A 26672-nucleotide genomic window follows, 5' to 3' on the forward strand; every position below is an offset into this window, starting at 1 on the left:
AGTCGCCGACGAGCGCCGACGGAGGACAGCCGTGAACACCGCAGATCAGTACCTCAAGACGATATACGTCGTACAGGACGAAGAGGACGGGCCCGCCTCGACCGGGTCGATCGCCGACGCGCTCGGCGTCAGCCCGGCCAGCGCCAACGAGATGATCGGTAAGCTCGAAGAGCGGGGGCTCGCCGAACACGAGAAGTACAAGGGCGTGCGCCTCACCGACGACGGCATCGTCCGGGCGCGGGACGCCCTCCAGACGTACTGTATCATCGAGCGGTTCCTCGCCAACGTCCTCGCGGTCGAGGACTTCCAGGCGGAGGCCCGCGAGCTTGAGGCGGTCATCGACGACACGGTGGCCGAGCGGCTCGACACGATCATCGACCGCCAGCCGGAGTGTCCGGACTGTTTCGACCCCGAGACCGACGCCTGCGCGTGCTTAGAGGTCGCGGCGGCGCCGGTCGAGCCGGAACAGCAGTAAGGACGCCGCAGAGGTCCGTTTTAGACGCCGGTTGAGTAGCGCAGGATGCCCGCGATGCCGCCGAACGCGTCGAGCAGCTGCTCGCCCTTCTCGAAGTCCGTCGAGATGAACCGCGTCTCGGTGCCGCGCTGCTCCGCGATGGCCATCAGGTGTTCGATGACGTCCTCGCGCTCCTCGACGGCCGCCTCGTCGCCGCACTCGCTACACTCGTGGTCGGGCGTCGAGTGGCGGGCGTCGACGATCTCGTACTCCTCGTGGCCGTTCGGACACTCGTAGACGACGACGTCCGAGCGGAGGTCCTCGGAGATGAGCAGGCGGTCGACCGACCCCATTATCAGGTTCCGGCGGGTCTGTTCGAACCCGTAGGTGGCCTCCTGCCCGGTGTTGAGCTTCTCGAAGAACTCTTCCATGTCGTTTTTGTCCTGGACGATCTCCTGGTCCGCGAGCGCCTCCTGCCCGGCGTCGACGAGGTCCTTCAGCCCGGACTCGTCGGTGTAGGCCACGTCGAACTTGCCGAGGACCTTGTCCTGGAGCTCGTGGTGGAGGTAGTCGCCGTCGAGGAACTCGTCTTTCGTCGGCGAGGGACCGCCGACGAGGATGCCGTCGAGCTCGTGGCGCCTGTCGACGAACAGGTCGTTGGCCATCCCCGCGACCTCCTGGTAGAAGTTGTCGATGGCCTCCAAGCGCAGGCGGGCGAACCGCTGTGCGGACTGACCCCCCTTCCGCTGTTTGCCGGGGACGAGCGAGGAGGCGGACTTGACGGGCTCGACGCGTTTCCCCTTCAGCCAGCCGACGTTCGCCTCGCGGCGGTCCAAGACGATGAGACCGAACAGCCCGGAGTCTTCGAGCATGTGCTCGAGCGGCTCGGTGAGGAACTCCGAGTCGCAGTGGTACCGGAACGACTCGACGGGCTGGGGCGGCGACTCCAGCGTCCGGGTGACCATGTCGGTCTGGCCGCCGCCCGCGTCGATGGCGCCGGAGAAGATCACTAGCCCGTTCTCGGGCGGGAAGGTGTCGTAGTAGCGCAGTCGGTCCTTGATCGAGGTGAGCGCGTCCTGAACGGCGGTCCGGGTCTGCTTGGACTTGATGTTCGACGCCTCGCTGTGCTCCTGGGTAACGTGGGCCACCACGTCGGAGATCTGCCTGTCTTCGGGGATGTAGATGGTGACGAGCTGGGTGCCGGAGCCCTCGTAGTCTTTGAGTTCCTCGATGACCTTGCGGAACTCGTACTTCCGGCGGTCCTCGTTCGCCTCCTGTGCGTCGCTACTCATTGTCCGAAATACGGTCGCGTGCGTGTAAGTAAGCTTTGACCTCCCGGCCGGCGCGTCGAGACCGGGTCGCACGGGTCGCTAAGCGGCCGTTTACTTATAAATGGACTGCGGTGGCGCGTGCCTGCGAGCGGCCGGAGGCCGCGAGACAGCACGCGCGAGGGAGTCGGTCGCCCGAGCGGAGCGACGGGCGGCCGACGAGGCTGGGGAGGTGTGAGGCGCAGGGCGGTGTTGTGTGGGGCGGGACTCAAAGGGGCAGCCGTGAGGACAGCGCAGGCGACGCAAGGACTACAGGGAGCGAGCAGCGCGAGCGACCGAAGACCGCAGCGAGCCTGCGCTGTCCTCACGGCTGGGGCTTTGGACGTGTTTGCCGTCGATCTTCGGTCAGCACCCGAAGAAGGCCGAACTCGATAACACCGATCCTACATCGACTCCGGCGCCTCGACGCCCAGCACGTCGAGCGCGTTCGCCATCGTGTGCTTCGCGGCCGCGACGACGGCGACGCGGGCGTCGCGGAGCTCGTCGGTCTCGGCGGTCACGACGGGGCACTCGCGGTAGAAGGCGTTGTAGGCGTCGGCGAACTCGCGGGTGAACGTCGCGATCGTGTGCGGCTCCAGGTCGTCGGCCGCCGCCTCGATGGCGGCGGGGAAGCGGGCGACCTCACGGAGGAGGTCGCGGGCCGCCTCGGTCTCTAAGGCGCCCGCGTCCACGTCGAGCGCGTCGGGGTCGACCGCGCCGTCGGCGTCCGCGGTCACGCCCGGCACGTCGACGCCCTCGGCCGCGGCCTCGTCGAGGATGCCGGCGCAGCGCGCGTGGACGTACTGGACGAACGGGGCCGACTGCGCCTCGAAGTCGAGCGCGTCCTCCCACTCGAAGGTGATCGCCTTGGCGGGCTGCTTCGAGACGATGTCGTACCGCACGGCGCCGATCCCGACCTGGTGGGCGATGCGCTCGACGTCCTCGTCGGTGAGGTCGTCGCCGCGGATGCGGTCGTCCATCCGGGACTCGACGGCGTCGCGGGCGCGGTCGATGGCCTCGTCGAGGAGGTCGTCGAGCATCACGCCCGTCCCCTTCCGCGTCGACATCTTCCCGTCGGGGAGGTTGACGTACGAGTAGATGACGTGGGCGAGCCGGTCGGTGTCGTTGCCGAGGAGTTCGAGGGTCGCGTCGAGCTGGTCGGCCTGGAGCTTGTGGTCCTCGCCGAGGACGGTGACGGCGCGGTCGTAGTTGTCGAACTTCCACTCGTGGTGGGCCAGGTCGCGGGTCGTGTAGAGGCTCGTGTCGTCGGAGCGCAGGAACACGAGGTTCTTGTCGATCCCCCACTCGTCGAGCTCGAGCTGCCAGGCGTCCTCCTCGTAGACGGCGTGGTCGGTCTCCTTGAGCCGCGCGGCGATGTCGTCCGTCGAGCCGTCGCGCATGAACCGCGTCTCCTTGACGAACTCGTCGAACTCGGCCGGCAGGCGGGCGAGACACTCCTTCATGCCGCCCAGCACCGCGTCGACGACCTCGCCGACGCGCTCGTAGGTCGCCTCGTCGCCGGCCTCGAGCCCCTGGAGGATCTGCTGAATCTCCTCCTCCGCGGCCTCGACCGCGTCCGGGTCGGCCTCCTCGAGGAAGGCGTTCCCCTTCCGGTAGTAGCGCACGAGGTCGTACTCCGCGCGGTCGCGGGCGGGCTCGGCGTCGAGGTCGGCCTCGTCGAATCGCTCGTACGCCCACGTGAACACCGCCATCTGTCGGCCGGCGTCGTTGACGTAGTAGTGGCGGTCGACGTCGTAGCCCGCGTACTCCATGAGGTTCGCCACGGCGTCGCCGACGATGGGGTTGCGCGCGCGACCGACGTGGACGGGGCCGGTCGGGTTCGCGCTGGTGTGCTCGACGACGACCGAGGCGTCGCGGTCGGGGAGCGCGCCGTACGCCGGATCGACGGCCGCCGCGTCGAGGGTGTCGGCGAGGTAGCGCTCGTTCGCGTGGAAGTTGACGTACGGCCCCGCGGTGTCGACGCGCCCGACGTAGTCCGCGTCCGCGACCGACACCGCCTCGGCGACGGTCGCCGCGACGTTCGGCGGCGCGTCGCCGACCTCGCCCGCGAGCCGGAACGCGACGCTGGAGGCGAGCGTCGCGTCCATGTCGTCCGGCGGGCGTTCGATGCCGAGGTCGTCGGTCGGGAGGTCGAGCTCGGCGAGCGCGTCCGCGAGCGCCGCCTCGACCTCCGACCGGAGCTGCCTGAACATACCGTCCGTTCGACGGGCGGGTTAAAAGGCCCTTCCGAACCGTGCCGCGGACTCGAACGGGCGGAGGGCCCCTCGGGTCCGCCGCGGCGCGCGCCGCCGACCCGTTTTCGAATCGATAATTTCCGCTCCGGCTGGACGGCTCATGGGCAAATCGTACCGGGAGATATTTTGTCTCCGGGGTTCAGACCAGGAGGTAACCATGTTCTACGGGATAGCGGCGAGACCACGACTCGACGCGATCGGTCGACGCGGACAACTGTTACGCGGGACGCTCCTTCGCACCGATGGTTGAGCACACCCGGACGCTGGACTTCAAGATCGCGTTCGCCATCGGCCTGGGGACGATGATCGCCGCCGGCATCTTCTCGCTCTCCGGCACCGCCGTCGCGGCGATCGGCTCCAGCGCCGTCATCGCGTTCGTCATCGCCGCCGTCATCGCCGGGATCACCGCCGCCGGGTACTCGGAGTTCGCCTCGATCTACTCCGAGAACGGCGGGGGGTACCTGTTCTCCTCGCGGACCTTCGAGAACGACGCGCTCGTCTACGCCATCGGCGCGATGCTCTTCCTCGGCTACACCGGGACGACGGCGTTCTACCTCGCGACGATGGACGAGTGGTTCTTCAGGTTCGTGCTCCCGGAGGCGTTCCACGTCCTCCCGCACGGGACGACGGGAGTGCTCGCCGCGTTGCTCCTCGGGACGCTGAACGCCCGGGGGACCGAGGAGAGCGGGATGTTCCAGCTGTTCGTGACGGGGGCGAAGGTGGCCGTCCTGCTGGCGTTCATCGGCGGCGCCTTCTCGTTCCGCGGCCCGTCGACGGCGGTCGGCACCTTCGCGACGAACTTCTCGGCGGACGTGGTGGGGATCGTGTCGATCGCCGCGCTGGCGTTCATCACGTTCTTCGGCTTCTCCGCCATCGCCGCCAGCGCCGGCGAGATCATCGAGCCGAAGCGGACCGTCCCGCGGGCCATCGCCGCGTCGATCATCACCGTCACCGTCCTGTACGCGCTGGTGATCGTCGCGATGGTCAACTCGCCGGTCCCCGCGGAGGTCATCGCCCGCGAGGGCGAGACCGCGATGGGCGAGGTCGCCGCGGGCTTCCTCGGCCCCATCGGGCGGTCGCTCATCGTCGCCGGCGCCATCTTCAGCATGGTCAGCGCGTCGAACGCCTCGATACTCGCCGCCAGCGGGATCGGCTCGCTGATGGGCCGCCAGGGGCAGGCCCCCCGACCCTTCTCGCGGATTCACCCGGAGTACAACACCCCGTTCTGGAGCATCGCCACCGCGACCGGAACCATCGTCTTCCTGATCGTCACGTTCATCATGCTGTTCCCGGCGGAGGGCGGCGTCCTCCCGTTCCAGATCAGCGTCCCCCTGCCCGTGGTCGGCTCCCTCGCGATCACGGAGCTGGGGCTGACGACGCTGACCGGGTTCGCGACGCTGAACCTCCTGTTGCCGCTCTCGATCGTCAACCTCGCGCTCATCTACTCGCGGCGGCGCTACCCGGACATCGAGCGCGGGTTCCGGGTGCCCGGAGTCCCCCTCGTCCCGATCGTCGGCGTCCTCGCGAACCTCGGGCTGATCTACAACCTCCCGCTGAAGGGCGTCCTCGTCGGCGTCGTCCTCGTCGGGGCGCTGCTGGTCGCGTACCTGTCGTGGGGCGGGGCGCCGGCCGTCGACGAGCTGTTCGAGAAGGTGGTCGAGCCGGAGCCGGCCGCCGCCGAGGAGACGGGCGGCGGCGCGGACGCCGAGGCGAGCGACGAGGACCGGTACCGGGTGCTCGTCGCGGTCGCCCGCCCGGACAGGGCCGCACGATACATCAGGCTCGCCGACACCCTGGGGAAGCTCCAGCACGACACGCCCCACATCCACGTGCTGAACGTCACGCAGATCCCGGAGCAGACGCCGTCGGAGGTCGTTCGAGAGACCGCCGAGAGCCGCGTGACCCGGATCCAGGAGCTGCTCGCGGGAGAGGACCTCGACGCGGACTACACGGTCGAGGGCCACATCTGTCAGGACGTGGCGTTCGACATCCTCCAGACCGCCCGCGAGGGCAACGTCGACCAGATCCTCATGGGGTATCCCGAGGAGCACACCGACGTGGCCGAGACGATCGAGTACAAGGCGCCCTGCGGCGTGATGTTCGTGCGCGGGTTCACCGACGAGACGGACACCTCGGTCGTCAACGTCGGCGCGGGCGGCGGCCCGCACCACAAGGCGCTGCTGCCGATGGTCGAGCAGCTCGGGCGCGACGGCGCGGAGCTCCACGTGGTCAGCGTCAATCCCAACGGCGGCGGCGGCCGCGCGGAGTCGGCGGACGCGACCGTCGACGGCCTCTCCGACGCCCCGGAGGTACAGATCCACAACGTCCAGGCGGCGACCGTCGCGGAGGGGTTAGTCGAGACGGCCGCCGCGAACGGCGGGATCCTCGTGATCGGCGCGACCCGGACCCGTAGGCTCAGGCGCTGGGTGTTCGGGAGCACGCCCGACCGCGTGATCGACCTCGCGGACGGGGCGGGCGTCCCGGTCATCGTCTACGCCGGCGACCGCGGCGTCCAGGGGCCGATCGAGGACTACCTCTACCCCGTCTACCGCTCGCTGACCGGTCGGCAGCGGAGCGAGGCGCCCGCCGACGGGACGTCGACCGAGGGCAACTGACCGCGTCGGCGCGGACCCTCCGGGGACGGTCGCGGGCTCACTGCCGCTTTTCGACGTGTTCCAGGGCGGTCTCGCGGTCCGAAAGCTCCAGCGTGTGTTCCCGTTCCGCGCCGCACCGGGGGCAGACGTGCGTGTACACGATGTCCGCCCCGTCGGCCTCGGCGTCCCACGCGCCGTCTTCGTCCTCGAACCCGCACGCCGGGCAGACGAGTTCCTCGTGGTCGTAGTGCTCCTTGAGCCGTTCGAACGGGGAGCGGCTGCGATCCGACGCCATACGCGACGCTCTGTTTTCGAACAACAAAAAATTACCCCGTATAAGTGCGGTATACGTATTTGAGTCGTTTCGAATCCGCGTTTCTCGAAACGATCCTCGGGCACGGGGCGTCGTCGTGTGAGGGGCAAAACGTCTTTGGCCGGATAGCCAGTAGCTGGGGCCATGACGTACCGCCCCGACGAGATCGACCGTCGGATCCTCTACTACCTGGGGATGAACGCGAGGGACACGTCCGCGCCGATGATCGCCGAGGAGGTGGACGTCACCCCCGCGACGGTCCGCAACCGCATCAACCGACTGGAGGAGCAGGGAGTCATCCGGGGGTACCACGCCGACATCGACTACGAGAACTCGAACGGGAAGGTGACGACGCAGTTCACCTGTACGGCCCCCGTGAGCAAGCGGTCGGCGCTCGCCAACGAGGCGCTGTCGACCCCGGGGGTGATCCAGGTCCGAGAGCTCCTCGCCGGGCAGGAGAACCTCGTGGTCACCGCCGTCGGCGAGGACACGACGGACATCAACCGCATCGCGCAGCAGCTCTCCTCGGCCGGGGTGACCATCGAGCGCGAGGACATCGTCCTCGACGAGACGTTCCAGCCGTACCACGAGTTCGCCCCGGAGGAGGACCGGGCCCCGTCGGCGGTGACCGACTTCCAGACCGTCGTCGGCGGCGGGGAGGTCGTGGAGTTCACCGTCTCGGAGAGCGCCGACGTGGCCGGGCTCTCGCTGGAGACCGCCAACCAGCGGGGGCTGTTGTCCGACGAGGTGCTGGTCGTGGGGATCGAGCGCGACGGCGACCACATCGCGCCGAACGGCGACACGCGGATCAAGCCGGGCGACCTCGTCTCGGTGTTCTCGCCGGAGGCGCTCCCGGAGCGGCTCGTCGACGCCTTCGACGGCGACCCCCGGCCCGCGAACGAACAGGTGTGACCGGGCGGGGCCGGGTCGGCGCCCCGGGCGGCGGGCGAAGCCGCGACCGGCTCCGCAGCGGCCGACCGCTCCCTACTCGACTATCTCGTCGATGAGTTCCCGCGCGCTCCGCCGGACCGCCTCGTCGCTCTCGATCGACGGCTCCCACCCCAGGGCGGACAGCTTCTCGATCGACAGCCGCATCTTCGGCACGTCCCCGGTCCAGCCGCGGTCGCCGCCCGTGTAGCTGTACGCGGGGTCGACGCCCAGCTCCTCGCTGACGACGTCGGCGATCCGGGTCACCGAGGTGGTCGTCCGCGTCCCGAGGTTGTAGACGTTCAGGTCGTCGTCCGCGTGTTCGACGACGTGCTGGATCGCGTCGACGCACTCGGTGACGTGCATGTACGACTTCTCCTGGCGGCCGTCGCCGAGGATCTCCAGTTCCGTCGGGTCGTCGTCGAGCTTCTGGATGAAGTCGGGGATCACGTTGCCGCGCTGGCGCGGGCCGACGATGTTCGCGAAGCGGAACACCCACGACTGGATCCCGTAGGAGTGCGCGAACGTCGAGATCAGCGCCTCGTCCGCGAGCTTCGCGGAGCCGTACATCGAGATCGGTTCGAGCGGGGCGTAGTCCTCGGGCGTCGGCCGCGGCGCCTCGCCGTACACGGTCGATGAGGAGGTGAACGCGAACCGGTCGACGCCGACCTCGCGCATCCGTTCCAAGACGTTGTACGTCATCGCGGTGTTCTCCTCGAACAGCGCGCGGTCGTCGTCGTAGTTCGTGTCGGTGTACGCCGCGAAGTGGAAGACCGCGTCGAGGTCGGCGGTGACCGCGCGGGCGACGGCGTCGGGGTCGGTCACGTCCGCCTCGACGAACTCGGCGCCGTCGGGGACGCGGTCGCGGGTCCCCTTCGAGAGGTCGTCGGCGACGCGGACGGTCGCGCCGCGGTCGAGCAGGGCGGCCGCGAGGTGGCTCCCGACGAGCCCGGCGCCCCCGGTGACGAGGACGCGCGAATCGGCGAGGTTCATACGGGGTCGTCGGCGGTCGCGAATAAGTAGGTGTGGAATCGGAACGGAGGACGGGCAGGGCGGAGCGGGCGCGCCGCGACGTTACAGGTTCTCGAACGCCTCGTCGACGAGCTCGCCCGTGGTGGCGACGATGTCCGCCATCTCGTCGTCGTCCGGCGCCATGCCCACGAGCCGAGCGATGCGCATGATGGAGACGTGGTAGACGCGCTGCGTGCCGGGCTCCTCCTCCCAGACGACGACGTTACAGGCCATCAGCGCGCCGAGCTTGTTGTCCGTCGCGTCGAGGGCGCGGTCGGCGACCTCGGGGTTACACGCGCCCAGCACGTAGTAGGGGTCGCGACCCGCGTCGACCTTCTCGTTGAGCATCTCGGACGGCGAGAACTCGACGGGGACGCCGAAGCCGGCGTCGGTGAAAACGTCGCGGACGTGTTCGATCGCCTCCTCGTGGTCCATTTCGAGGGTCGTCTGCTGCTCGCCGATGTCGTCCGGGTCGATCTGGGTCGGGTCGATCGGAAGCGTCATTCGTGTATCGTCTTGGGCCTACGTAACAAATACCCTTTGGATAGCAACCCGAAAATTCGAGCGACACGCCGACCGAACCGCTTCTGCGTCACCCTGGCCGATATAGTCTTGTGCTGTTCGGGAACATCTTTAACCACCTCCGCCGCCCTACCGCCCGGTACGATGACCGCGTCAGTGCGCGAGGACCTCGAGCGCGACATGGAGTGGCCGGACGCCCTGGAGTGCATCCACGGGCTCAACGACCGAGACCAGACGGTCTTCCGGGCGCTCCAACAGGCGGACGAGTGGCTCACCGTCGACGACGTGGCGGACCGGCTCGGCTGCGAGCGGTCGACGGCGCACCGGTCGATATCGCGACTGGTCGAGTTCGACCTCGTCGTCCGGCGACAGGTGAACTACGACCACGGCGGCTACTACTACGTGTACCGCCCGCAGGCGCCGGAGGCGATCGCCCGCGAGATGCGGCGGCTCCTCAACAGCTGGTACGCGACCGTCGGCCGGCTAGTTCAGGAGTTCGAGGACCGGCACGGTCGAGAGCCGGACGGGAGCGGGGACCGGTCGACGCCGCCCGACCCCTGAGGCGTGAGCTGACGAACCCCCGCCCGCCGCATTATATTGTGCGATACATACAAAACAGCTAAACCGCCGGGGACCGAACGGGACGGTATGGCCGAAGACACGGGTGCGTCGCGGCCGACGCCCGCCGGCGACGCTCCCGCCGAGTACGTGCGAGACAACCGGGAGGCGCTGGTCTCGCTGGCCCTCGACCTGCTCGCCGTCGACACGTCGAACCCGCCCGGCGACACGCGGGAAATCGTCGCCGCCGTCGAGCGGTTCCTCGACCCGCTCCCGGTCGAGGTCGAGCGGGTCGCCGTCGACCCGGCGAAGCCGAACCTGCTCGTGCGGGTCCCCGGCGACGCCGACCGCACGCTGCTGTTCAACGGGCACCTCGACACGGTCCCGTTCGACGCCGACGCGTGGACGCGCGACCCGCTCGGCGAGCGCGCCGACGGCCGGGTCTACGGCCGGGGCGCGACCGACATGAAGGGCGCCGTGGCGTCGCTGCTGTTCGCGCTCCGGGCCTTCGCCGCGACCGACACGGAGCCGCCCGTCGACCTCCTGTTCGCCCTCGTGAGCGACGAGGAGGTGGGCGGCGACGCCGGGCTGCCGGCGCTGCTCGACGCGGGAGCGCTCGACGCGGACGCGTGCGTGATCGGCGAGCCGACCTGCGAGGCGGGCCGTCACTCCGTCACGGTCGCCGACCGGGGCAGCATCTGGCTGACGCTCGAAGCGGCGGGCGAGGCGGCGCACGGCTCCCGCCCGGCCCTCGGCGTCAACGCCGTCGACCGGCTCTACGCCGCCGTGGAGCGGATCCGCGAGCGGTTCGGCGGCGAGCGGCTGGCGATCGACGCCGAGGTGGAGCCGATCGTCGAGGAGTCGGTCGCGTACTACGCCCCGTCGATGGGCGAGGCGGCCGCACGGGAGCTGTTCCGGTACCCGTCGATCAACCTCGGCGTCTTCGAGGGCGGCGACGCGGTGAACGCCGTCCCGGGCTCCGCGCGCGCCGAGGTCGACGTGCGGCTCACCGCGGGCGTCCACACGCCCGACGTGCTCGCCGGGATCCGGGAGTGCGTCGCCGACTGTGAGGGGATCATGATCGCCGACGTCTCCTGGAGCGTCGGCACCGCCGAAGACCCCGAGGGCCCGCTCGTCGAGGCCGTCGCGTCGACGGCCGCGGGCGTCACCGGGGACCGCGTCTTCAGGCGGAGCGCGACGGGCGGCGGCGACGCCAAGAAGCTCCGGAACGCCGGGATATCGACCGTCGAGTTCGCGCTCGGGACCGACACCGCGCACGCGCCCGACGAGCACGTCCCGGTCGACGCGCTCGTCGACAACGCGGTCGTCTACGCCCGGCTCCCGGCGGCGTGGCGGGCCCGGATCGACGGGTAGCCGCCGGCGGGCGAGCGGGGCGACCGCTGCCCTGTCGGTCCCGGACCGCGTGAGAAAGACATAGATACGAGAATAGTGTACTCGTGGATATGAAGGACAACACTATGCCGGCGAGGGGGCGGCTCCGCGGGGGCAGGGCGCTCGACGCGCCGGCCGCCGGGGCCGACCGACCGCGACGCCCGCACCGCTCACCGGACGCCGACGCGGCGACCGCCCGCTGACGATGGACCGGTTTCGGAACACCGGCCAGCCCGACTGGGACTGGTGGGGGAAGCTCTGGCCGACGCCGGGCGCCACGCTCCGGGAACTCGGGCTCGCGGCCGGGCGGTCCGTCGCCGAGGTCGGCTGCGGGAGCGGCTACTTCGCGCTCCCGGCCGCCCGGATCGCCGATCCGGCGCCCGTGTACGCGGTCGACGTGGACGAGGCGCTGCTGGCCGAGCTGACCTCGCTCGCCGAGCGGCAGGCGGTCGGGAACGTCGTCCCGGTCCGCGGCGACGCCCGGAACCTGACCGAGATCCTCCCGAAGCCGGTCGACGCGCTCGTCGTGGCGAACACCCTCCACGGCGTCGACGACCGGACCGGGTTCCTCGGGGAGGCGTTCGACGCGGTCGAGCCCGGCGGGAGCCTGATCGTCGTCAACTGGCGCGACCGGCCGCGCGAGTCGACGACCGTCGGGGGCGAGCCCCGCGGCCCGCCAACGGCGCTGCGGATGTCCCCCGAAGAGACCGAGGAGGCCGTCCGGCGAGCCGCGGCGTTCGAACTCGACCGGCGGGTCGACCTGCCGCCGTACCACTACGCGCTGGTGTTCGATCGGTAGCCGGACGGCCGCAGTCGCCGTCGGTCCGTGCCGAACAGCGTATTTTAGAATAATGGAATTCACGCACAAGTCTAATAGGCTGCCGCCGCAACCGTCGCGTGTGAGACAGCCATGACCGACATCGAACCCGACGACACCGTCGACGCCAGAGGCGCAGCCTGCCCCGGTCCCCTGATGGACCTCATCGGCGCGATGCGGGGCGCCGAGCCCGGGGCCGTCGTCCGGCTCCTGAGCGACAACGAGCAGTCGCGCACCGACGTCCCCGAGTGGGCCGAGGAGGCCGGCAACGAGCTGCTCGCCGTCGAGGAGCTCGACGACCACGCCGCGTTCTACGTGGAGAAGGCATGACCGAACGCATCGTCATCCTCGGCGGCGGGACCGGCGGCTCCGTGCTCGCCAACGACCTCGCCGACCGGCTCGGCCCGGAGCTCGACGCCGGCGACGTCGAGGTCACCCTGATCAACGACGGTCCCGACCACGTGTACAAGCCCGTCTGGCTGTACGTCCCGTTCGGCGAGCGCGAACCGGCGGACGGTCGCCGCGCGCTCGACGACCTGATCGACGACGCGGTCGACCTCCGGATCGGTCGCGTGTCCGAGATCGACACGGACGCGCAGGAGCTCCGGTTCGACGGGACCGCGCCCGCGGCGGAGTACGACCACCTCGTGCTGGCGACGGGGTCGACGCTGAGACCCGAGCGGATCCCCGGGCTCGCCGAGGGCGGGCACAATTACTACAGCGAGTCGGGCGCGACCGCCCTGCGCGACGAGCTGCTGGAGTTCACCGAGGGCGAGATCGTGTTGAGCGTCGTCGGGACGCCCCACATGTGTCCCGCGGCGCCGCTGGAGTTCGTCTTCATGGTCGACGACTGGTTCCGCGAGCGCGGCCTGCGCGAGGACGTCGGGATCACCTACACGTACCCGATCCAGCGCGTCCACGGGAACCCCCACATCGCCGAGTGGGCCCGTCCCATCATGGAGGAGCGGGACATCGCCGTGGAGACGTTCTTCAACGCGGAGTCGGTCGACCCCGAGGCGGAGACGATCACGTCGATGGAGGGGACCGAGCTCGGCTACGACCTCCTCGTGTCGATCCCGCCCCACGGCGGCGTCGACCTGATCGAGGCGGCCGGGCTCGGCGACGACGGCTGGGTCGACGTCGACAAGCACACCCTGGAGGCCGAGGCCGCGGAGAACGTGTACGCGCTCGGCGACACCGCGGACACCGGCGTCCCGAACGCGGGCAGCGTGGCCCACTACCAGGCCGGCGTCGTCGGGCGGCGCCTCGCCAGCGAGGTCCGCGGACGCCCGCCCACGGCGACGTACGACGGGAAGACCCTGTGCTTCATCGAGACGGGGATGGACGCCGCCTCGTTCGTGGAGTTCGACTACGAGCGCCCGCCGTCGCCCGCGCCGCCGTCGGAGAAGCTCCACTGGTCGAAGCTGGCGTACAACGAGTCCTACTGGCTCACCGCGCGGGGGCTGCTCTGACCATGTCCGAGACGGAAGCGCCCGAGTCGACCGACCTCGAGGCGGCGATCGCGGAGAACCCGGAGGCGGTCGCCGCGTTCGTGGAGCGGCTCGACGCCGTCAACGAGCTGCTGGACGTGCTCGCGCTGGGCGAGGGCGCCCTCTCTGACGAGATGGTCCGCGAGCTCTCGGCCACGGGGGCGACGCTCGCGGAGTCCGCCGACGGCCTGGCGACCGACGAGACCGCGGCGCTGGCCGAGGCGGTCGGCGAGAACGGCGACGACCTGCGGGCGGCGCTCGACACGCTGCTCGAGCTCCAGCGAAGTGGGACCCTCGACGAGCTGGCGGAAGTCGCCGAGGTCGGGTCGCTGGCGACCGCGGCCCTCGACGACGAGATGGTCGCGTCGCTGGCCGGCACCGGCGCCGCGCTCGGCGAGGTGGCGCAGACGGCGGCCGACGACGACACCCGCGACGGCGTCGAGACGCTGCTGAAGGGCGTCGGCGAGGCGGAGCGCGAGCCGCCGGAGCGGGTCGGCGCCGTCGGCCTGCTCCGCGGCGTGCGCGACCCGGAGGTCCAGTACGGGCTCGGCTACCTGCTCGCGGTGGCGAGCGCGATCGGTCGCGAGCGCGCCGGCCGCGGGGAGAGCGAGTGATCCCGCGGGCGAGGAGAGGCGCCGGTCCGGGACGCGACCGGGCGCGGTCGGTCGCGGTCGCTGACGGTTCGCGGCCGGATCGGCGGTACCGGAGCGGTCGCCTCCGGTGACAGGACGGCTAAAACAGAACCGGACGATCGCTTCGCGACGGTCAGACGAGCAGCTGGATGTCCGCCTCGGCCATGTCTTGGAGCGCGGTGGCGGCGCCGACGCCCGTGGTGACGCCGTCGTAGAAGTCGTCCTCGTCGTAGTCCATCAGGTCGATGGTCATCTGACAGGCCTGGAACTCCACGCCCATGTCGAGGCTCGTCTCGAGGAGCTCCTCGATCGTGGCGGTGTCGTTGTCCGCGATCCGGCGCTCCATCATCTTCGTCGTGACGCGGTCCATCCCGGGCAGCGCGGCGACCGCGTTGGGAACGGGCATGTTCGGGTTGCCGACGGAGCTGAGCTTGAGGCGCTTCGACCGCTCCTCGTGGAGGATGTCGAGCCCCCAGAACGTGTGGAAGACGGTCACCTCGTAGCCGAACGCGGCCGCGGTGCTGGCGAGGATGAGCGGCGGGTACGCCATGTCGAGCGTCCCCTTGGTGGCGATGATGCTCATCTTCTTGCCGCCGTCGTCGGTGGCCTCGGCGAGCGCGTCCTCGAGCTCGTCGACGCGCGCGGCCAGCTCCGCGCGGGAGGGCGCGTCGTCGGTCGACGCGTCCTCGGCCGACGGGTCGTCGCCCGGGGCGTCGGATGTGTCCGTGCTCATCGTTACGCCGTCTTGCGGACGTAGTGTTTGTATACGTCGTCGCCCTCCGTCTGATCGAGGAGCTCGACCCCCGCGGTGCCGTCGGCCCACCCGTCGATGTCGCTCATGCTGCCGGGGTCGGTCGCGAGCACTTCGAGGACCTCGCCCTCCGCGAGGCCGTCGATGGCGGACTTGGTCTTCACCACTGGCATGGGGCACGATGCACCTTTCACGTCGAGCGTCTCCGCGATGTCGAATTCGGCACTCATTGTGTATCTGCTCCGGAGTCTGTATTGGAGCTATCGCACAATACCCCCCGGTGAAGTAAAACTGTGTCGGTTCTTGGGAATTCTACTAACTACTGTATAACGCCGAACCGGTTAAGACGGTTCACAAGAGCGGTAACGGCGGATCCACCCGCGCATATCCGAATCTGCGGGCGAGTAGTATTGCTTAGAAAAGGAAATACTATGAAAATGCTTTTGTGCGTCGGTCCGGTAGGAGCGACTGCGAAACATGAACGCCGACGACTTTCCGACTCCGGACGTCGACGTCGACTCCGTCGACCCGGACTCGCTCAAAGGCCGAATCGACGCCGGCGAGGACGTCACGATCCTCGACGCGCGCATGCGGTCCGACTACGAGGAGTGGCGCATCGACGGCGAGACCGTCACGTCGATCAACGTCCCGTACTTCGAGTTCCTCGACGACGAGATCGACGACGAGGTCCTCGACCGGATCCCCGACGACCGCGAGGTGACCGTGCTCTGTGCGAAGGGCGGCGCCAGCGAGTACGTCGCGGGCACGCTCGCGGAGCGGGGCTACGACGTCGACCACCTCGAGGACGGGATGAACGGCTGGGCGAGCATCTACGACGCCGTCGAGGTCGAGCGGTACGACGGCGCCGGCACGCTCCTCCAGTACCAGCGCCCCTCCTCGGGCTGTCTCGGCTACCTCCTCTACGACGGCGGCGAGGCCGCGATCATCGACCCGCTGCGCGCCTTCACCGACCGCTACCTCGCCGACGCCGACGACCTCGGCGTCGAACTGAAGTACGCGATCGACACGCACGTCCACGCCGACCACATCTCGGGCGTGCGCGACCTCGACGCCGCGGGCGTCGAGGGCGTCATCCCCGCGGCCGCCGTCGACCGCGGCGTCACGTACGCCGACGAGCTGACCGCGGCCGACGACGGCGACGCGTTCGAGGTCGGCGACGCCACCGTCGAGGCCGTCTACACCCCCGGCCACACGACCGGGATGACCTCCTACCTCGTCGACGGGAGCCTGCTCGCGACCGGCGACGGGCTGTTCGTCGAGAGCGTCGCCCGCCCCGACCTCGAGGAGGGCGACGAGGGCGCCCCCGACGCCGCGCGGCTGCTGTACGAGTCGCTCCAGGAGCGCGTCCTGACGCTCCCCGACGACACGCTCATCGGGGGCGCGCACTTCAGCGACGCCGCCGTCCCGGCCGACGACGGCACCTACACGGCGCCCATCGGCGACCTCGTCGAGGAGATGGACGCGCTCACGATGGACGAGGACGACTTCGTCGACCTGGTCCTCGCGGACATGCCGCCGCGCCCGGCCAACTACGAGGACATCATCGCGACGAACCTCGGGCGGAACGCCGTCGACGACGAGGAGGCGTTCACCCTGGAGCTCGGCCCGAACAACTGCGCCGCCAGCCAGGACTCGCTCGCGGGTGACTGACGACGCCGATGGTCGCTGACCCAGTACTGCTACAGGCGGTCGCCGACCTGTTCCCGAACGGGATCAGCCGGTACGCCGTCGGGGGGCTGCTCGTCGGCCTCGGGACCGTCGTCATCTACGTCGGGACCGGCATCCCGGCCGGGGCGAGCACGTTCCTCGAATCGACGCTGTCGTACGTCTCCGACCGGTCGCGGTTCCAGCGGTACGTCGGCTCGCGCGACTGGCGGCTCGTGTTCACGGCCGGGATCGTCCTGGGCGCGCTCGCGTTCGCCGCGACGGTCCAGTCCGGCGCGGTCGCGACCTCGCTGTACGAGCCCGGAACGACCGGCCGGCTCTACGAGGTCGCCGGCGTGACGCTGTGGACGACCGACGTCCAGCCGTGGCGGCTGTTCATCGGCGGGATCCTGGTCGGTATCGGGACCCGGATCGGCAAGGGGTGCACCTCGGGCCACGGCGTCTGCGGCGTCGGCTCGGCGTCGCGGACGTCGCTCGTCGGCGTCGCGACGTTCCTGACCGTGGCGATCGGGACCGCGCAGGTCGTCGCCGCCTTGGGGGTGAGCCCGTAGATGGCGGACCGGCATCCCCTGTTCAAGCCGCTGGTGTTCGTCGGCGGGCTCATCTTCGGCTTCGGGCTCGGCTTCAGCCACATGGCCCGGCCGGAGGTCGTGTTGAACTTCCTCCAGTTCGAGGACCTCGGGCTCCCGTTCGTGATGTTCGGGGCCGCGATCGTCTCGGGGGTCGCGTTCGCGCTGCTACCGCGGATCCGAGACGCGGCGCCGCTCACGGGGAACCCCTACGAGCGCCGGCTGAAGCCGTTCGACCGGAACGTGCTCGTCGGCGGGGCCGTCTTCGGCGTCGGCTGGGGGCTCTCCGGCATCTGCCCGGGCGCGGCGTACGCGAGCCTCGGGGTCGGCAACGTCGCGATCCTCTGGGCGCTCGGCGGCATGTTCGTCGGCGCGTACGCGCAGGGGTACTGGCGGAGCCGGAGCGAGTCGCGCGACGCCGCCCCGGCGGGCGCGGACTGAGACGCCGCCCCCATGGACCTCGCCTTCCTCGCCCTCTTCGCCGGCGCCGCGCTCGCGAGCCTGTTCATGGCGTGGGTGATCGGCGCCGGGTCGAGCGGCGCGACCCCGTTCGCCCCCGCCGTGGGCGCGAACGCCGTCTCGACGATGCGGGCCGCCCTCCTCGTCGGCGTCTTCGGCTTCGCCGGCGCCGTTACGCAGGGCGGGAACGTCTCGGAGGCCGTCGGGAGCGGCCTCGTGGGCGGGATCAGCCTGCCCGTCGCCGGCGTCATCCTCGTGCTCCTGCTGGGCGCGGGGCTGATGGCGGTCGGCATCACCACCGGGATCCCGATCGCGACCGCGTTCACCGTGACCGGCGCCGTCGTCGGCGTCGGCCTCGCGCTCGGCGGGACGCCGGTCTGGGCGAAGTACCAACAGATCGGCGCCGTCTGGGTCCTGACGCCGTTCGTCGGCGGCGGGATCGCGTTCGGGATCGCCAGCGTGCTCCCGCGGTCCGGCGTCCCGGAGCGGTACAGCGTGGCGGCGCTCGCCGGGCTCGTCGGCGCCGTCCTCGCGAACGTCCGGTTCAGTTTTCTCGGCGAGGGGACCGCGCCGGGGACCGTCCGCGGACTCGCGCAACGCGCCCTCTCGGTCGACGGACTCGCGTCGGCGGTCGCGGTCACCGGCCTCGCAGCGCTGGGCATCGCCGCCGTCGTCTGGTGGGACGTGCGCCGCGACGAGCGAGGTGGCTTACGGCGCGTGCTGCTCGCGCTCGGGTCGCTCGTCGCGTTCTCCGCCGGCGGGAGTCAGGTCGGCCTGGCCGTCGGGCCGCTGCTACCGCTGCTCGACGGGATCGGGACGGTCTCGACGACGGCCGTCCTCGTCGGCGGCGGGGTCGGGATGCTGGTCGGCTCGTGGACCGGCGCGCCGCGGATGATCAAGTCGCTGGCGCAAGACTACTCCTCGCTCGGGCCGCGCCGCTCCATTTCGGCGCTCGTCCCCTCCTTCCTGATCGCGCAGGTGGCGGTGCTGCTCGGGGTGCCCGTCTCGTTCAACGAGATCGTCGTGAGCGCGATCATCGGGAGCGGCGCGGCCGTGGGCGGTCGCGGCGCGGTGGACGCGCGGAAGATCCTCGCGACGGTGGGCGCGTGGGCGGGCTCGTTCGCCCTCTCGTTCGCGCTCGCGTACGGCGTCGCGGTCGCGGTCTTGTGATCGCGGTGTTGTAATCTCCCGGCTGCGACTCCGCAGCCCTATTCTCCGGCGGCCGCGCCCGAGCGCTCGCGGACGCCGGTACCGATCGGGACGGCCGAACGTCCGCGGAGATCGAACCGACCACCGGCGGGACCGTTTGGGCCGCGCGCGATAGCGTCGCGACCGCACGCCGTAGGGGCTCGCGGACCCGCGCGACGGGGATACGTTCCCCGTAAGTTATCGGTACTCCGGCCGAGGTTACCCGAATATAGTCTTGTACGATAGTCCCAAAACCGTTATAGGCGAGAGGCGGATAGGTGAGGCCGAGCAGAAATGTGCCAACAGCGAAATACCGCGGTCAGCAGCGAGAGGGAGAATCGATGGCTGGATTAGAGATACCGACCTGGGACCCGGAGACGGCCCTGCTCATCGGCGCGATCCTCGTGGAGGCGTTCGTGCTGTACGTGGGCTACGCCGGCCTCGAACGGCTCGTCGGCCCCGCTCTCATGCGGATCCTCGTCGGAGGTGACGCGAGTGCTCGGTAGCCTCCTCGCCGGGCCCGGGTTCCTGGGAACGAGTCCGGAGATGCTCGCCCTGTTCGCCGGGTTCGGCCTCGTCGTCGGCGTCCTGTTCGGGTTCTTCGGCATGGGCGGGTCGTTCCTCGTCACGCCGGCCCTGCTCATGTTGGAGTACCCGGCGCCCGTCGCGGTCGGCAGCGGGATGGCGTTCGTCTTCGGGACGGCCGTCATCGCGACGCTGAAACACCACGACCTCGGGCAGGTGGACTACAAGCTCGGCGCGATCATGATCACCGGGACGACGATCGGCATCGAGGCCGGGCGCGCCAGCGTCTACTACCTCGAGTCGCTGGGGCTCGCCGGCGGCGTCATCAGCGTCGCCTACGTCGTCCTGCTCGGCGGCGTCGGCGCGATGGTCACCCGCGACGCCCTGAAGGGCGACGGCGGCGGCGTCGACCACGAGGCCGCCGACAGGGACCTCGACGAGTACGAGATCCCCGAGATCGCGAAGAAGATCCAGCGGACCGTCCGAATCCCGCCGATGGTGACGCTCCGCGGCGACGTCCGCGTCTCCGCGTGGGTCATCACGGCCGTCGCCTTCGCGACCGGCGTCCTGTCGGGCTTCCTCGGCGTGGGCGGCGGCTTCATCCGGATGCCCGCGATGATCTACGCGATCGGCGTCCCGGTGCCCGTCGCGGTCGGCACCGACCTCTTCGAGATCGTCTTCTCCGGCGGCCTCGGGAGCTACCTCTACGGCCAGGGCGGCGGCGTCGACCTCGGGATCGTCGTGCCGCTGCTGTTCGGCAGCGCGCTCGGCGCCCGGGTCGGGTCCGCCGCGACCGCCGTCGTCGACGCCGACGGGATCAAGGTGTACTTCGGCGGGATGCTGCTGGTCGGCGCGGTCGCGGTGGGCGTCGGCGAGGTCGGCTCCTACCTTGGCAACGCGACGCTCGAACTGCTCGGGCTGGTGCTCGTCATCGGCGCGGCGGTCGTCGTCGCGGTCGCGGTCCTCTACACGGCGATAAGCTCGCTCCGCGTGTCGCGGGACCAGCGGCCCACCGCCGCGGACTGACCCGGTTCACCGCGGTCGCGGCGCCGTTCTCACAGCCCCTCTTCGCCGCCCTCCTGCGTGAGGATGACGACCATCGAGAGCCCGGAGATGAGGAGCAGGATGAGCGTGGGAACGACCGCGTACTGGTAGAGCGCGGTCGACTGCGCCCGCCAGATCTGGGTGACGATCGTGTCGAAGCCGGACGGGCGGAGGACGAGGGTGACGGGCAGCTCCTTCATCGTCGTGAGGAACACGAGCGCGGCCCCGGCGACGATCCCGGACCGGGTGAGCGGGAACGTCACGCGGCGGAACGCGCCGGTCGGCGACTCGCCGAGCGTGCGCCCGGCCTCGACGAGCCGCCGGTCGACTTGGAGGATCGACGTGCGGGCGGACCCGACGGCCTGCGGGAGGAAGCGGACGACGTACGCGAAGATCAGGAGCGGCAGCGTCTGGTAGATCCACGGCGCGTAGCCGGAGCCGAAGTACACTAGCGCGAGCGCCAGCACGATGCCGGGCACGGCGAAGCCGACGTACGTCGCGCGCTCGAAGACGACCGCGAGCGGCGAGTCGTGGTTCGCGGCGAAGTACGCGACGGGGATGGCGGCGAGCGCGGCGACGACGGCGGCGGCCGCCGAGACCGACACCGAGTTGAGCACCTGTATCGGCTCGAACGCGAGCGAGGGGCGCCGCCCGGCCTCCGAGTTGACCAGCCACAGGCCGAGGATCCACAGCGGGACCAAGAGCGCGAACGCGGACACGCCGGCCGGGAGCAGCGTCGCCGGCCAGCGCAGCCGCCCGAGCGACACGCGGTCCTCGGTCCGGCCCGCGTCGTCGCCGCTCGTCTCCCGGTCCGAGCGGACGGCCCACTCTAGGGCGAGCACTAAGACGACGACGACGAGCAGCTGGAGCGAGAGCAGCGCCGCGTAGTCGCGGCCGAAGGCGTTGTACTCGACGTATATCTGCCGAGTGAACACCGGGAGCCGCATGATGGAGGGGGTGCCGAAGTCCGAGACCGCGTACAGCGCGGCGAGCAGCGAGCCGGCGGCGATCGCGGGTCGGATCGTGGGGAGCGTCACGCGGCGGAACGCCGCGAGCCGGCCGTGGTTCAGCGTCCGGGCGGCCTCTAACAGCGTCGTGTCGAACGACAGCAGCGCGGCCCGGGTCGTCAGGTAGACGTACGGGTACGTGTACAGCGTGATGACGAGGATCGACCCCCAGAGCCCGGATATCTCCGGGACGCGCTCGACGCCGAGCGGCGCGAGCACCTCGTGGAACTCGCCCTGCGGCCCGAACGCGGAGACGAACGAGAAGGCGCCCACGTAGCTCGGGACGACGAGGGGGAGCGCGGCCGCGACCGTCCAGAACCGCCGGAAGGGGAGGTCGGTCCGGGCGGTGAGGTACGCGAGCGGGACGCCGATCAGGATCGACGCGGCCGTGACACCCGCCATCAGGAGCAGGCTGTTGACGAGCACGTCGGCGGTCCCGGCGCTGAAGAGGAGGCCGACGGCGCGCTCGCGCTCGACGGCGACCGCCTCGATGACGAGCCACGCCAGCGGGAAGACGAGGGTGGCGGCGATCGCCGCGCAAAGCAGCGTGAGCCCCAGCGGGAGGTCGCCGTCGCCGTCTGTCAAGCGGTCGCGGATCCGGGTTCGCAGAGTCATTGTGCGGGAGGCGGGATCGGGTTGTCGAGGCGAGGGCGCGCCCGGCGTTAGGGGTTCCGATCGCGCGGCGAGCGCGCTCCGACGGATATATGAATTTAGGGCCACCTAAACTCTTTCATGGAACTGACGCGACGCGACGCGGCGGCCGCGCTGGCCGCGATCGGCGCGACCGGCGGCGTCGCGCTGGGCGTCCGTCGGACGACCGACGACGGGGGGGCCGAGGGGGAGGCGCCCGCGTGGGACGGCGACGGGACTCCCGGCGACGAGGCGGTCCGGACGGCGATGACGGCGGTCGCGCGGACCGTCTACCCCGACGCGGTCTCGGGGGTCGAAGCGTTCGTCGAGGCGTTCCTCGACGGCCGCCTCGACGGGTCGGCCCACGGCGAGGGGATCCGGAGCGCGGTCGCCGAGGTGGAGTCTGCGGCCCGCTCGTGGTACGGCGCGCCGGTCGCGGAGCTGTCGGCCGCGGACCGCGACGCCCTGCTCCGCGAGCTCGGCGCGGACGTGGCCGAGGAGAACCCGGACGGGACGGCCGCGGAGCGGGTGCGGTACTACGTCGTGAACGAGCTGCTGCTCGCGCTGTACTCGTCCCCGACCGGGGGCGAGCTCGTCGGCATCGAGAACCCGCAGGGATACGCGGGCGGCGCCGAGAGCTACCAGCGGGGGCCGCCGTGAGCGGCGCCGAGAGCCTGGGCGACGGGCGCGGGAGCGACGGGCGCGACGTCGACCGGACGCCCGTCCCCGACGCCGACGTCTGCGTCGTCGGCGCCGGCCCCGCGGGGGCGCTCGTCGCCGACCGGCTCGCCGGCGACCGCGAGGTCGTGATCCTCGACGCCGGGCCGCGGTTCGACCCGGCCGACCGCCTCGCCAGGCAGGAGCGGGCGATCCGGCCCTCGTACGGCCGCCCCGACGTGTGGGGCGTGGGCGGCGCGCGCGACGCCCACGAGAACGACGGCGAGTGGTTCTACCCGCTCAACCACGCCCGCGTGAAGGGCGTCGGGGGCTCGACGCTCCACTGGCAGGGGATGGTGATGCGGCTCCACGAGGACGACTTCAACTCCGCCAGCGAGCGCGGCGTCGGCGCCGACTGGCCCATCGACTACGCCGACCTCCGCCCCTACTACGCCGAGGCCGAGCGCGAGCTGGGCGTCGCGGGCGCGTCGGACAACCCCTACGCGCCGCCGCGCGAGGAGCCGCACCCGATGCCCGCGTTCGAGCCCTCCTACAGCGACTCCCTGTTCGCCGAGGCCTGCGAGGAGCTGGGGATCGACATGCACTCGGTGCCGAACGCGCGCAACTCCGAGCCGTACGACGACCGCTCGCCGTGCGTCGGCTACGGCACCTGCCAGCCCGTCTGCCCGAGCGGCGCGAAGTACGACGCGACGGTCCACGTCGAGCGCGCGGAGGAACGGGGCGCGACCGTCATCGACCGCGCGCCGGTCGAGCGGCTCGAACACGACGGCGACGACCGGGTGACCGCCGCCGTCTACGCGACGCCCGACGGCGAGCGCCACCGACAGGAGGCGGACGCCTTCGTCGTCGCCGCCGGCGGCGTGGAGACGCCGCGGCTCCTCCTCCTGTCCGCGTCCGACCGCTACCCGGACGGGCTCGCGAACGGGAGCGGCCACGTCGGCGAGTTCTTCATGGACCACCTGTTCGCGGGCGCCGGCGGCACGCTCGACGAGCCGACCAGGCAGAACCACGTCGGCTTCTACACCAGCGCCTGCGACCAGTTCTACGACGAGGCCGACGCCGAGCAGGCGCCGTTCAAGCTGGAGTTCTTCAACTACGCCGGCCCCTCGCCGGTGGAGATGGCGCTCACGGGCGACGACTGGGGCGACGCGCTCGCGGAGCGGCTCCGCGACGGCTACGGGAACCACGTGGCGATGGGCGGGCTCGTCGAGCAGCTGCCGGACGCAGAGAGCCGTATCACCCTCGCGGACGACCGGACCGACGACCGCGGCAACCCGGTGCCGCAGATCGAGTGGACGGTCGGCGACCGGGCGCTCGATACCATCGAGCGCGCCAACGAGATCCAGGTGTCGATCCTCGAGGAGCTCGGCGCCGACGTGGAGTGGGTCGCCGGGCCGGACGCGACCGGGCCCGCCTACCACCACATGGGCACCACCCGGATGAGCGACGACCCCGACCGGGGCGTCGTCGACGCCGACTGCCGGACGCACGACCTCGACAACTGCTGGATCGCCTCCAGCTCCGTCTTCCCCACGAGCGGCGCGATGAACCCGACGCTCACCATCGCCGCGCTCGCGCTCCGCGTCGGCGACGACGTGGCCGGCTGGCTCGCGGGCGAGTGACCGGGTCGCGGTCGGCAGAGAACCCCTCGTGGCCGGTTCGTGCGACCGGTTCACAGACGCTTTAGGCAAACCTAAAACTCAAGTGCGTCCGGAGTGAGATGCGGGTAATGAGCGACTCAGCACACGCGACGAACGGGTCGGCGGCGTCGGTCGGCGCGGACTCGGGCGACGAGACGGCCGCGGACGCGACCGAGGACGAGGACCGGGCGGCGACCGACGAGTACACCTTCGACGACCTCAGCGTCGTGATGGGCACCTACAACGAGGAGGAGGCCATCGCGACGGTGCTGGAGGACATCGACGAGGTCACCGACGGGAAGGCCGAGGTCGTCTGCGTCGACGGCTCCTCGGACCGGACGCCGGAGATCGCCCGCGAGCACGGGGCGACCGTCATCGAGCAGGAGCCGCAGGGGTACGGCGTCGCCGTCCGCGAGGCGGTCCTGACGCCCGACCGGCCGGTCGTGGTCACCACCGACTGCGACGACACCTACCCGATGGAGGCGCTGCCGGAGTTCCTCGCGGAGATCAACGACGGCGCCGACGTGGTGAGCGGCGACCGGCTCTACCACGGCGCGGAGGCGATGCCGGCGTTCAACCGCTTCGGCAACCACGCGTTCGCGGCGGTCGCGAGCCTGCTGATGGGCGAGCGCGTCCACGACACCACCACCGGGATGCGCGCCTACCGCCGCGAGGTCGTCCAGGAGATCGGCTGGACGGAGAACACCGGCCTCTCCGCCGAACTGCTCATCCGTCCGCTGATGCGCGGCTACGACGTTCGCGAGCGCCCGATCCGCTACGCCGAGCGCCTCGGCGAGACGAAGCTCGACCCGATCGGGGGCGGCGCCGCCATCGCGAAGTCGATCGTCACCGTCTGTCTCGAAGAGCAACTGCGGCGCTTCTGAGGGCGCGTCGCCCTCCACGCCGTCGTCGGACGGCGGTCCGGACGTACACTGTGGGCACAGTGGACCGCCGCCGGCGACGTTTGTACACCCGTGAGCGACAGCGCCGATTATTTATAAGTAAACGATGTGGTGGCGCGCGCCTGCGAGGCCGCCCCGCGGCCGAGCAGCGCCGCGCGAGGGAGTCAGTCGCCGGAGCGAAGCGGAGGCGACTGACGAGGCTGGGGAGGTGCGAGGTGCGGTGCTGTGCGGTCGGGTGGGACTCAAAGGGGCAGCCGCGAGGGCGGCGCAGGCGACGTAAGCACCGCAGCGAAGGAACTGAGTGACTGAGCGAGGAGCGCAACGAGCGTGCGCCGCCCTCGCGGCTGGGGCTTTGGAGGTGTTCCCCGCCGATCTGCTGACAACCAGTTATAAGAAATCGACGTATCAGTCGCTCGTGTCGGCGTCAGTCTCGAAGACGACCCAGTCCGGGTGCGCGTCGGGCTCGTCGGGGAGGTACGTGCCCTCGGTCCCGCACGCGGTGACGAGCCGGCAGGTCGAGCGCTCGGGCGGCCAGACGGCCTCGACGCCGCCTCCCTCGGCACCCGACTCGCCGCCCTCGGTCACCCGCACCGTCACCTCCTGTCGGTAGGTGAACGTCGCGCCCGTGGGGTCGACGAGCGTCACGGTCACGGCGACCACGTCGCCGTCGGGGTCGAACGGGACGGGCGCGGCCGCGTCGGGCGCCCCGGCGGCCGCCGCGCCGGGCAGCCGAACGCCTTCGGGCGTCACCGCCCAGTCGACCGCCAGCGAGTCGCCGGGGTCGCTCACCGTGTAGGAGACGTGGTCCGGACGGCCCGGGGCGCCCCGGCGCGGGTCGACGCGGACCTGCGCGCGGGCGACGCGGTCCGGCACGCCGACGGTCGTCTCGGCGTCGATCCGGGGGCCCGACCGCCGGTCGAGCGGCTCCAGCTTCGGCGTGACGCGGGTCTCCGGGTCCGCGGTCCAGACGCCCTGATACCCGAAGCGGTACAGGGTGCGGTTCGGGTACGCGTCCAGTACCGCAAAGTTCTCCTCGGGGTCGCGGTCGAGCGCGTACACGACCTCGCCGTCGAGCCCCGGGCCGTTCCGGAGGTACTGGAACGGGTGGTTCTGCCACTCGCCGTACGGCGTGGGGACGAACACCAGCCCGTCCTCGAAGGTCGTCTCGTCGAAGGGGGCGTACGCGGCCTCGTGTTTCGCGTCTACCGCAGCGTTCCGCTCGATGGGGTCCGCGGCCGCGTCGACGGCCGCGACGCCCCCGCCCGCGACCGCGAGCGCGACGACGGCGGCGACGGCGACGCGCGCGGCCGTCGGCGAGACG

General features: G+C 70.8%; 27 protein-coding genes and 1 pseudogene. 19 read left to right on the forward strand and 9 right to left on the reverse strand.

Going from position 1 to position 26672, the window contains the following annotated elements:
- Window positions 1-31: 31 nt before the first annotated feature.
- Entirely contained in the window at window positions 32-475 is a 444-nt protein-coding gene (locus EXE44_RS13425; protein WP_137717574.1) for a metal-dependent transcriptional regulator, read from the forward strand.
- Between the two features lie 20 nt (window positions 476-495).
- On the opposite strand, the gene prf1 is transcribed toward EXE44_RS13425, so the two are convergent.
- A complete protein-coding gene (prf1, locus tag EXE44_RS13430; protein WP_137717575.1) occupies window positions 496-1746 on the reverse strand; it encodes a peptide chain release factor aRF-1 in 1251 nt (416 codons plus the stop codon).
- Between the two features lie 419 nt (window positions 1747-2165).
- Entirely contained in the window at window positions 2166-3974 is a 1809-nt protein-coding gene (argS, locus tag EXE44_RS13435) for an arginine--tRNA ligase (protein WP_137717576.1), read from the reverse strand.
- Window positions 3975-4258: 284 nt separating this feature from the next.
- Here argS and EXE44_RS13440 point away from each other — a divergent pair, with 284 nt between their 5' ends.
- Complete coding sequence (locus EXE44_RS13440; protein WP_137717577.1) at window positions 4259-6631, forward strand: amino acid permease; 2373 nt, start codon at window positions 4259-4261, stop codon at window positions 6629-6631.
- Window positions 6632-6668: 37 nt separating this feature from the next.
- Here the strand turns inward: EXE44_RS13440 and EXE44_RS13445 are convergent, their stop codons facing one another.
- Window positions 6669-6905 (reverse strand): HVO_0649 family zinc finger protein, encoded by a 237-nt coding sequence (locus tag EXE44_RS13445; RefSeq protein ID WP_137717578.1) that lies wholly within the window; start codon window positions 6903-6905, stop codon window positions 6669-6671.
- A 162-nt stretch (window positions 6906-7067) separates the two neighbouring features.
- On the opposite strand from EXE44_RS13445, the gene EXE44_RS13450 reads away from it, so the two are divergent.
- Complete coding sequence (locus EXE44_RS13450) at window positions 7068-7835, forward strand: Lrp/AsnC family transcriptional regulator (RefSeq protein WP_121563538.1); 768 nt, start codon at window positions 7068-7070, stop codon at window positions 7833-7835.
- Window positions 7836-7907: 72 nt separating this feature from the next.
- Here EXE44_RS13450 and EXE44_RS13455 read toward each other — a convergent pair whose 3' ends face one another.
- Both EXE44_RS13455 and EXE44_RS13460 read right to left on the reverse strand, forming a co-directional pair.
- Window positions 7908-8843 (reverse strand): NAD-dependent epimerase/dehydratase family protein, encoded by a 936-nt coding sequence (locus tag EXE44_RS13455; RefSeq protein ID WP_137717579.1) that lies wholly within the window; start codon window positions 8841-8843, stop codon window positions 7908-7910.
- Between the two features lie 81 nt (window positions 8844-8924).
- Complete coding sequence (locus EXE44_RS13460; protein WP_137717580.1) at window positions 8925-9365, reverse strand: DUF302 domain-containing protein; 441 nt, start codon at window positions 9363-9365, stop codon at window positions 8925-8927.
- A gap of 162 nt (window positions 9366-9527) precedes the next feature.
- Here EXE44_RS13460 and EXE44_RS13465 point away from each other — a divergent pair, with 162 nt between their 5' ends.
- From EXE44_RS13465 to EXE44_RS13490, 7 genes are all read left to right on the forward strand, one after another.
- The gene (locus tag EXE44_RS13465) at window positions 9528-9944 is read left to right on the forward strand and encodes a helix-turn-helix domain-containing protein (protein WP_241991836.1); all 417 of its coding nucleotides are present in this window, start codon (window positions 9528-9530) and stop codon (window positions 9942-9944) included.
- An 87-nt stretch (window positions 9945-10031) separates the two neighbouring features.
- Window positions 10032-11315 (forward strand): M20 family metallopeptidase, encoded by a 1284-nt coding sequence (locus tag EXE44_RS13470; protein ID WP_137717581.1) that lies wholly within the window; start codon window positions 10032-10034, stop codon window positions 11313-11315.
- 89 nt (window positions 11316-11404) lie between these two features.
- Window positions 11405-11536 carry a hypothetical protein gene (locus EXE44_RS21925; RefSeq protein WP_255409712.1) on the forward strand — a complete coding sequence of 44 codons (132 nt, stop codon included), beginning with the start codon at window positions 11405-11407 and terminating at the stop codon, window positions 11534-11536.
- A 2-nt stretch (window positions 11537-11538) separates the two neighbouring features.
- Window positions 11539-12132 carry a class I SAM-dependent methyltransferase gene (locus EXE44_RS13475; protein WP_137717582.1) on the forward strand — a complete coding sequence of 198 codons (594 nt, stop codon included), beginning with the start codon at window positions 11539-11541 and terminating at the stop codon, window positions 12130-12132.
- A gap of 111 nt (window positions 12133-12243) precedes the next feature.
- Window positions 12244-12480 carry a sulfurtransferase TusA family protein gene (locus tag EXE44_RS13480; RefSeq protein ID WP_137717583.1) on the forward strand — a complete coding sequence of 79 codons (237 nt, stop codon included), beginning with the start codon at window positions 12244-12246 and terminating at the stop codon, window positions 12478-12480.
- Window positions 12477-13622 (forward strand): NAD(P)/FAD-dependent oxidoreductase, encoded by a 1146-nt coding sequence (locus EXE44_RS13485; RefSeq protein WP_137717584.1) that lies wholly within the window; start codon window positions 12477-12479, stop codon window positions 13620-13622. The genes EXE44_RS13480 and EXE44_RS13485 overlap by 4 nt, the downstream gene beginning before the upstream one ends.
- A 2-nt stretch (window positions 13623-13624) precedes the next feature.
- Complete coding sequence (locus EXE44_RS13490; protein ID WP_137717585.1) at window positions 13625-14254, forward strand: DUF1641 domain-containing protein; 630 nt, start codon at window positions 13625-13627, stop codon at window positions 14252-14254.
- Window positions 14255-14405: 151 nt separating this feature from the next.
- Here EXE44_RS13490 and EXE44_RS13495 read toward each other — a convergent pair whose 3' ends face one another.
- Window positions 14406-15005: a DsrE/DsrF/DrsH-like family protein gene (locus tag EXE44_RS13495; RefSeq protein ID WP_137717586.1), complete on the reverse strand. Its 600-nt coding sequence runs from the start codon at window positions 15003-15005 to the stop codon at window positions 14406-14408.
- A 2-nt stretch (window positions 15006-15007) separates the two neighbouring features.
- Window positions 15008-15253, reverse strand: coding sequence for a sulfurtransferase TusA family protein (locus EXE44_RS13500; protein WP_121563529.1), 246 nt, complete (start codon window positions 15251-15253; stop codon window positions 15008-15010).
- 247 nt (window positions 15254-15500) lie between these two features.
- Between EXE44_RS13500 and EXE44_RS13505 the strand changes: the two genes are divergently transcribed.
- The 6 genes from EXE44_RS13505 to EXE44_RS13525 all read left to right on the forward strand — a co-directional run bounded on the left by EXE44_RS13505 (window position 15501) and on the right by EXE44_RS13525 (window position 20476).
- Complete coding sequence (locus tag EXE44_RS13505; RefSeq protein WP_137717587.1) at window positions 15501-16694, forward strand: MBL fold metallo-hydrolase; 1194 nt, start codon at window positions 15501-15503, stop codon at window positions 16692-16694.
- A gap of 8 nt (window positions 16695-16702) precedes the next feature.
- A complete protein-coding gene (locus EXE44_RS13510) occupies window positions 16703-17260 on the forward strand; it encodes a YeeE/YedE family protein (protein ID WP_137717588.1) in 558 nt (185 codons plus the stop codon).
- Entirely contained in the window at window positions 17261-17719 is a 459-nt protein-coding gene (locus EXE44_RS13515; RefSeq protein WP_137717589.1) for a YeeE/YedE family protein, read from the forward strand. It abuts the gene before it with no gap.
- 12 nt (window positions 17720-17731) lie between these two features.
- Entirely contained in the window at window positions 17732-18907 is a 1176-nt protein-coding gene (locus EXE44_RS13520; protein ID WP_137717590.1) for an inorganic phosphate transporter, read from the forward strand.
- 359 nt (window positions 18908-19266) lie between these two features.
- Window positions 19267-19431, forward strand: coding sequence for a hypothetical protein (locus tag EXE44_RS20810; protein ID WP_199241215.1), 165 nt, complete (start codon window positions 19267-19269; stop codon window positions 19429-19431).
- Window positions 19421-20476, forward strand: coding sequence for a sulfite exporter TauE/SafE family protein (locus EXE44_RS13525; RefSeq protein ID WP_137717591.1), 1056 nt, complete (start codon window positions 19421-19423; stop codon window positions 20474-20476). The genes EXE44_RS20810 and EXE44_RS13525 overlap by 11 nt, the downstream gene beginning before the upstream one ends.
- Window positions 20477-20505: 29 nt before the next feature.
- Here EXE44_RS13525 and EXE44_RS13530 read toward each other — a convergent pair whose 3' ends face one another.
- On the reverse strand, window positions 20506-22116 hold the full coding sequence (locus EXE44_RS13530; RefSeq protein WP_137717592.1) for an iron ABC transporter permease: 1611 nt from the start codon (window positions 22114-22116) through the stop codon (window positions 20506-20508).
- A gap of 117 nt (window positions 22117-22233) precedes the next feature.
- On the opposite strand from EXE44_RS13530, the gene EXE44_RS13535 reads away from it, so the two are divergent.
- The 3 genes from EXE44_RS13535 to EXE44_RS13545 all read left to right on the forward strand — a co-directional run bounded on the left by EXE44_RS13535 (window position 22234) and on the right by EXE44_RS13545 (window position 25333).
- The gene (locus tag EXE44_RS13535; protein WP_137717593.1) at window positions 22234-22791 is read left to right on the forward strand and encodes a gluconate 2-dehydrogenase subunit 3 family protein; all 558 of its coding nucleotides are present in this window, start codon (window positions 22234-22236) and stop codon (window positions 22789-22791) included.
- The gene (locus tag EXE44_RS13540) at window positions 22788-24431 is read left to right on the forward strand and encodes a GMC family oxidoreductase (protein ID WP_137717594.1); all 1644 of its coding nucleotides are present in this window, start codon (window positions 22788-22790) and stop codon (window positions 24429-24431) included. The genes EXE44_RS13535 and EXE44_RS13540 overlap by 4 nt, the downstream gene beginning before the upstream one ends.
- Window positions 24432-24679: 248 nt before the next feature.
- Complete coding sequence (locus EXE44_RS13545; RefSeq protein ID WP_233559389.1) at window positions 24680-25333, forward strand: dolichyl-phosphate hexose transferase; 654 nt, start codon at window positions 24680-24682, stop codon at window positions 25331-25333.
- Window positions 25334-25756: 423 nt separating this feature from the next.
- Here the strand turns inward: EXE44_RS13545 and EXE44_RS21420 are convergent.
- Window positions 25757-26672: pseudogene (locus tag EXE44_RS21420) on the reverse strand (hypothetical protein); the annotation flags it as partial.

This window comes from Halorubrum sp. SS7, assembly GCF_005435055.1.
Classification (GTDB): domain Archaea; phylum Halobacteriota; class Halobacteria; order Halobacteriales; family Haloferacaceae; genus Halorubrum; species Halorubrum salinarum.

Excerpts from the sequence above, each read along its gene's own strand:
- prf1 (WP_137717575.1), bottom strand. The coding sequence starts at position 1,746 with ATGAGTAGCGACGCACAGGAGGCGAACGAGGACCGCCGGAAGTACGAG.
- argS (WP_137717576.1), bottom strand. The coding sequence starts at position 3,974 with ATGTTCAGGCAGCTCCGGTCGGAGGTCGAGGCGGCGCTCGCGGACGCG.
- EXE44_RS13440 (WP_137717577.1), top strand. The coding sequence starts at position 4,259 with ATGGTTGAGCACACCCGGACGCTGGACTTCAAGATCGCGTTCGCCATC.
- EXE44_RS13445 (WP_137717578.1), bottom strand. The coding sequence starts at position 6,905 with ATGGCGTCGGATCGCAGCCGCTCCCCGTTCGAACGGCTCAAGGAGCAC.
- EXE44_RS13450 (WP_121563538.1), top strand. The coding sequence starts at position 7,068 with ATGACGTACCGCCCCGACGAGATCGACCGTCGGATCCTCTACTACCTG.
- EXE44_RS13455 (WP_137717579.1), bottom strand. The coding sequence starts at position 8,843 with ATGAACCTCGCCGATTCGCGCGTCCTCGTCACCGGGGGCGCCGGGCTC.
- EXE44_RS13460 (WP_137717580.1), bottom strand. The coding sequence starts at position 9,365 with ATGACGCTTCCGATCGACCCGACCCAGATCGACCCGGACGACATCGGC.
- EXE44_RS13465 (WP_241991836.1), top strand. The coding sequence starts at position 9,528 with ATGACCGCGTCAGTGCGCGAGGACCTCGAGCGCGACATGGAGTGGCCG.
- EXE44_RS13470 (WP_137717581.1), top strand. The coding sequence starts at position 10,032 with ATGGCCGAAGACACGGGTGCGTCGCGGCCGACGCCCGCCGGCGACGCT.
- EXE44_RS21925 (WP_255409712.1), top strand. The coding sequence starts at position 11,405 with ATGAAGGACAACACTATGCCGGCGAGGGGGCGGCTCCGCGGGGGCAGG.
- EXE44_RS13475 (WP_137717582.1), top strand. The coding sequence starts at position 11,539 with ATGGACCGGTTTCGGAACACCGGCCAGCCCGACTGGGACTGGTGGGGG.
- EXE44_RS13480 (WP_137717583.1), top strand. The coding sequence starts at position 12,244 with ATGACCGACATCGAACCCGACGACACCGTCGACGCCAGAGGCGCAGCC.
- EXE44_RS13485 (WP_137717584.1), top strand. The coding sequence starts at position 12,477 with ATGACCGAACGCATCGTCATCCTCGGCGGCGGGACCGGCGGCTCCGTG.
- EXE44_RS13490 (WP_137717585.1), top strand. The coding sequence starts at position 13,625 with ATGTCCGAGACGGAAGCGCCCGAGTCGACCGACCTCGAGGCGGCGATC.
- EXE44_RS13495 (WP_137717586.1), bottom strand. The coding sequence starts at position 15,005 with ATGAGCACGGACACATCCGACGCCCCGGGCGACGACCCGTCGGCCGAG.
- EXE44_RS13500 (WP_121563529.1), bottom strand. The coding sequence starts at position 15,253 with ATGAGTGCCGAATTCGACATCGCGGAGACGCTCGACGTGAAAGGTGCA.
- EXE44_RS13505 (WP_137717587.1), top strand. The coding sequence starts at position 15,501 with ATGAACGCCGACGACTTTCCGACTCCGGACGTCGACGTCGACTCCGTC.
- EXE44_RS13510 (WP_137717588.1), top strand. The coding sequence starts at position 16,703 with ATGGTCGCTGACCCAGTACTGCTACAGGCGGTCGCCGACCTGTTCCCG.
- EXE44_RS13515 (WP_137717589.1), top strand. The coding sequence starts at position 17,261 with ATGGCGGACCGGCATCCCCTGTTCAAGCCGCTGGTGTTCGTCGGCGGG.
- EXE44_RS13520 (WP_137717590.1), top strand. The coding sequence starts at position 17,732 with ATGGACCTCGCCTTCCTCGCCCTCTTCGCCGGCGCCGCGCTCGCGAGC.
- EXE44_RS20810 (WP_199241215.1), top strand. The coding sequence starts at position 19,267 with ATGGCTGGATTAGAGATACCGACCTGGGACCCGGAGACGGCCCTGCTC.
- EXE44_RS13530 (WP_137717592.1), bottom strand. The coding sequence starts at position 22,116 with ATGACTCTGCGAACCCGGATCCGCGACCGCTTGACAGACGGCGACGGC.
- EXE44_RS13535 (WP_137717593.1), top strand. The coding sequence starts at position 22,234 with ATGGAACTGACGCGACGCGACGCGGCGGCCGCGCTGGCCGCGATCGGC.
- EXE44_RS13545 (WP_233559389.1), top strand. The coding sequence starts at position 24,680 with ATGGGCACCTACAACGAGGAGGAGGCCATCGCGACGGTGCTGGAGGAC.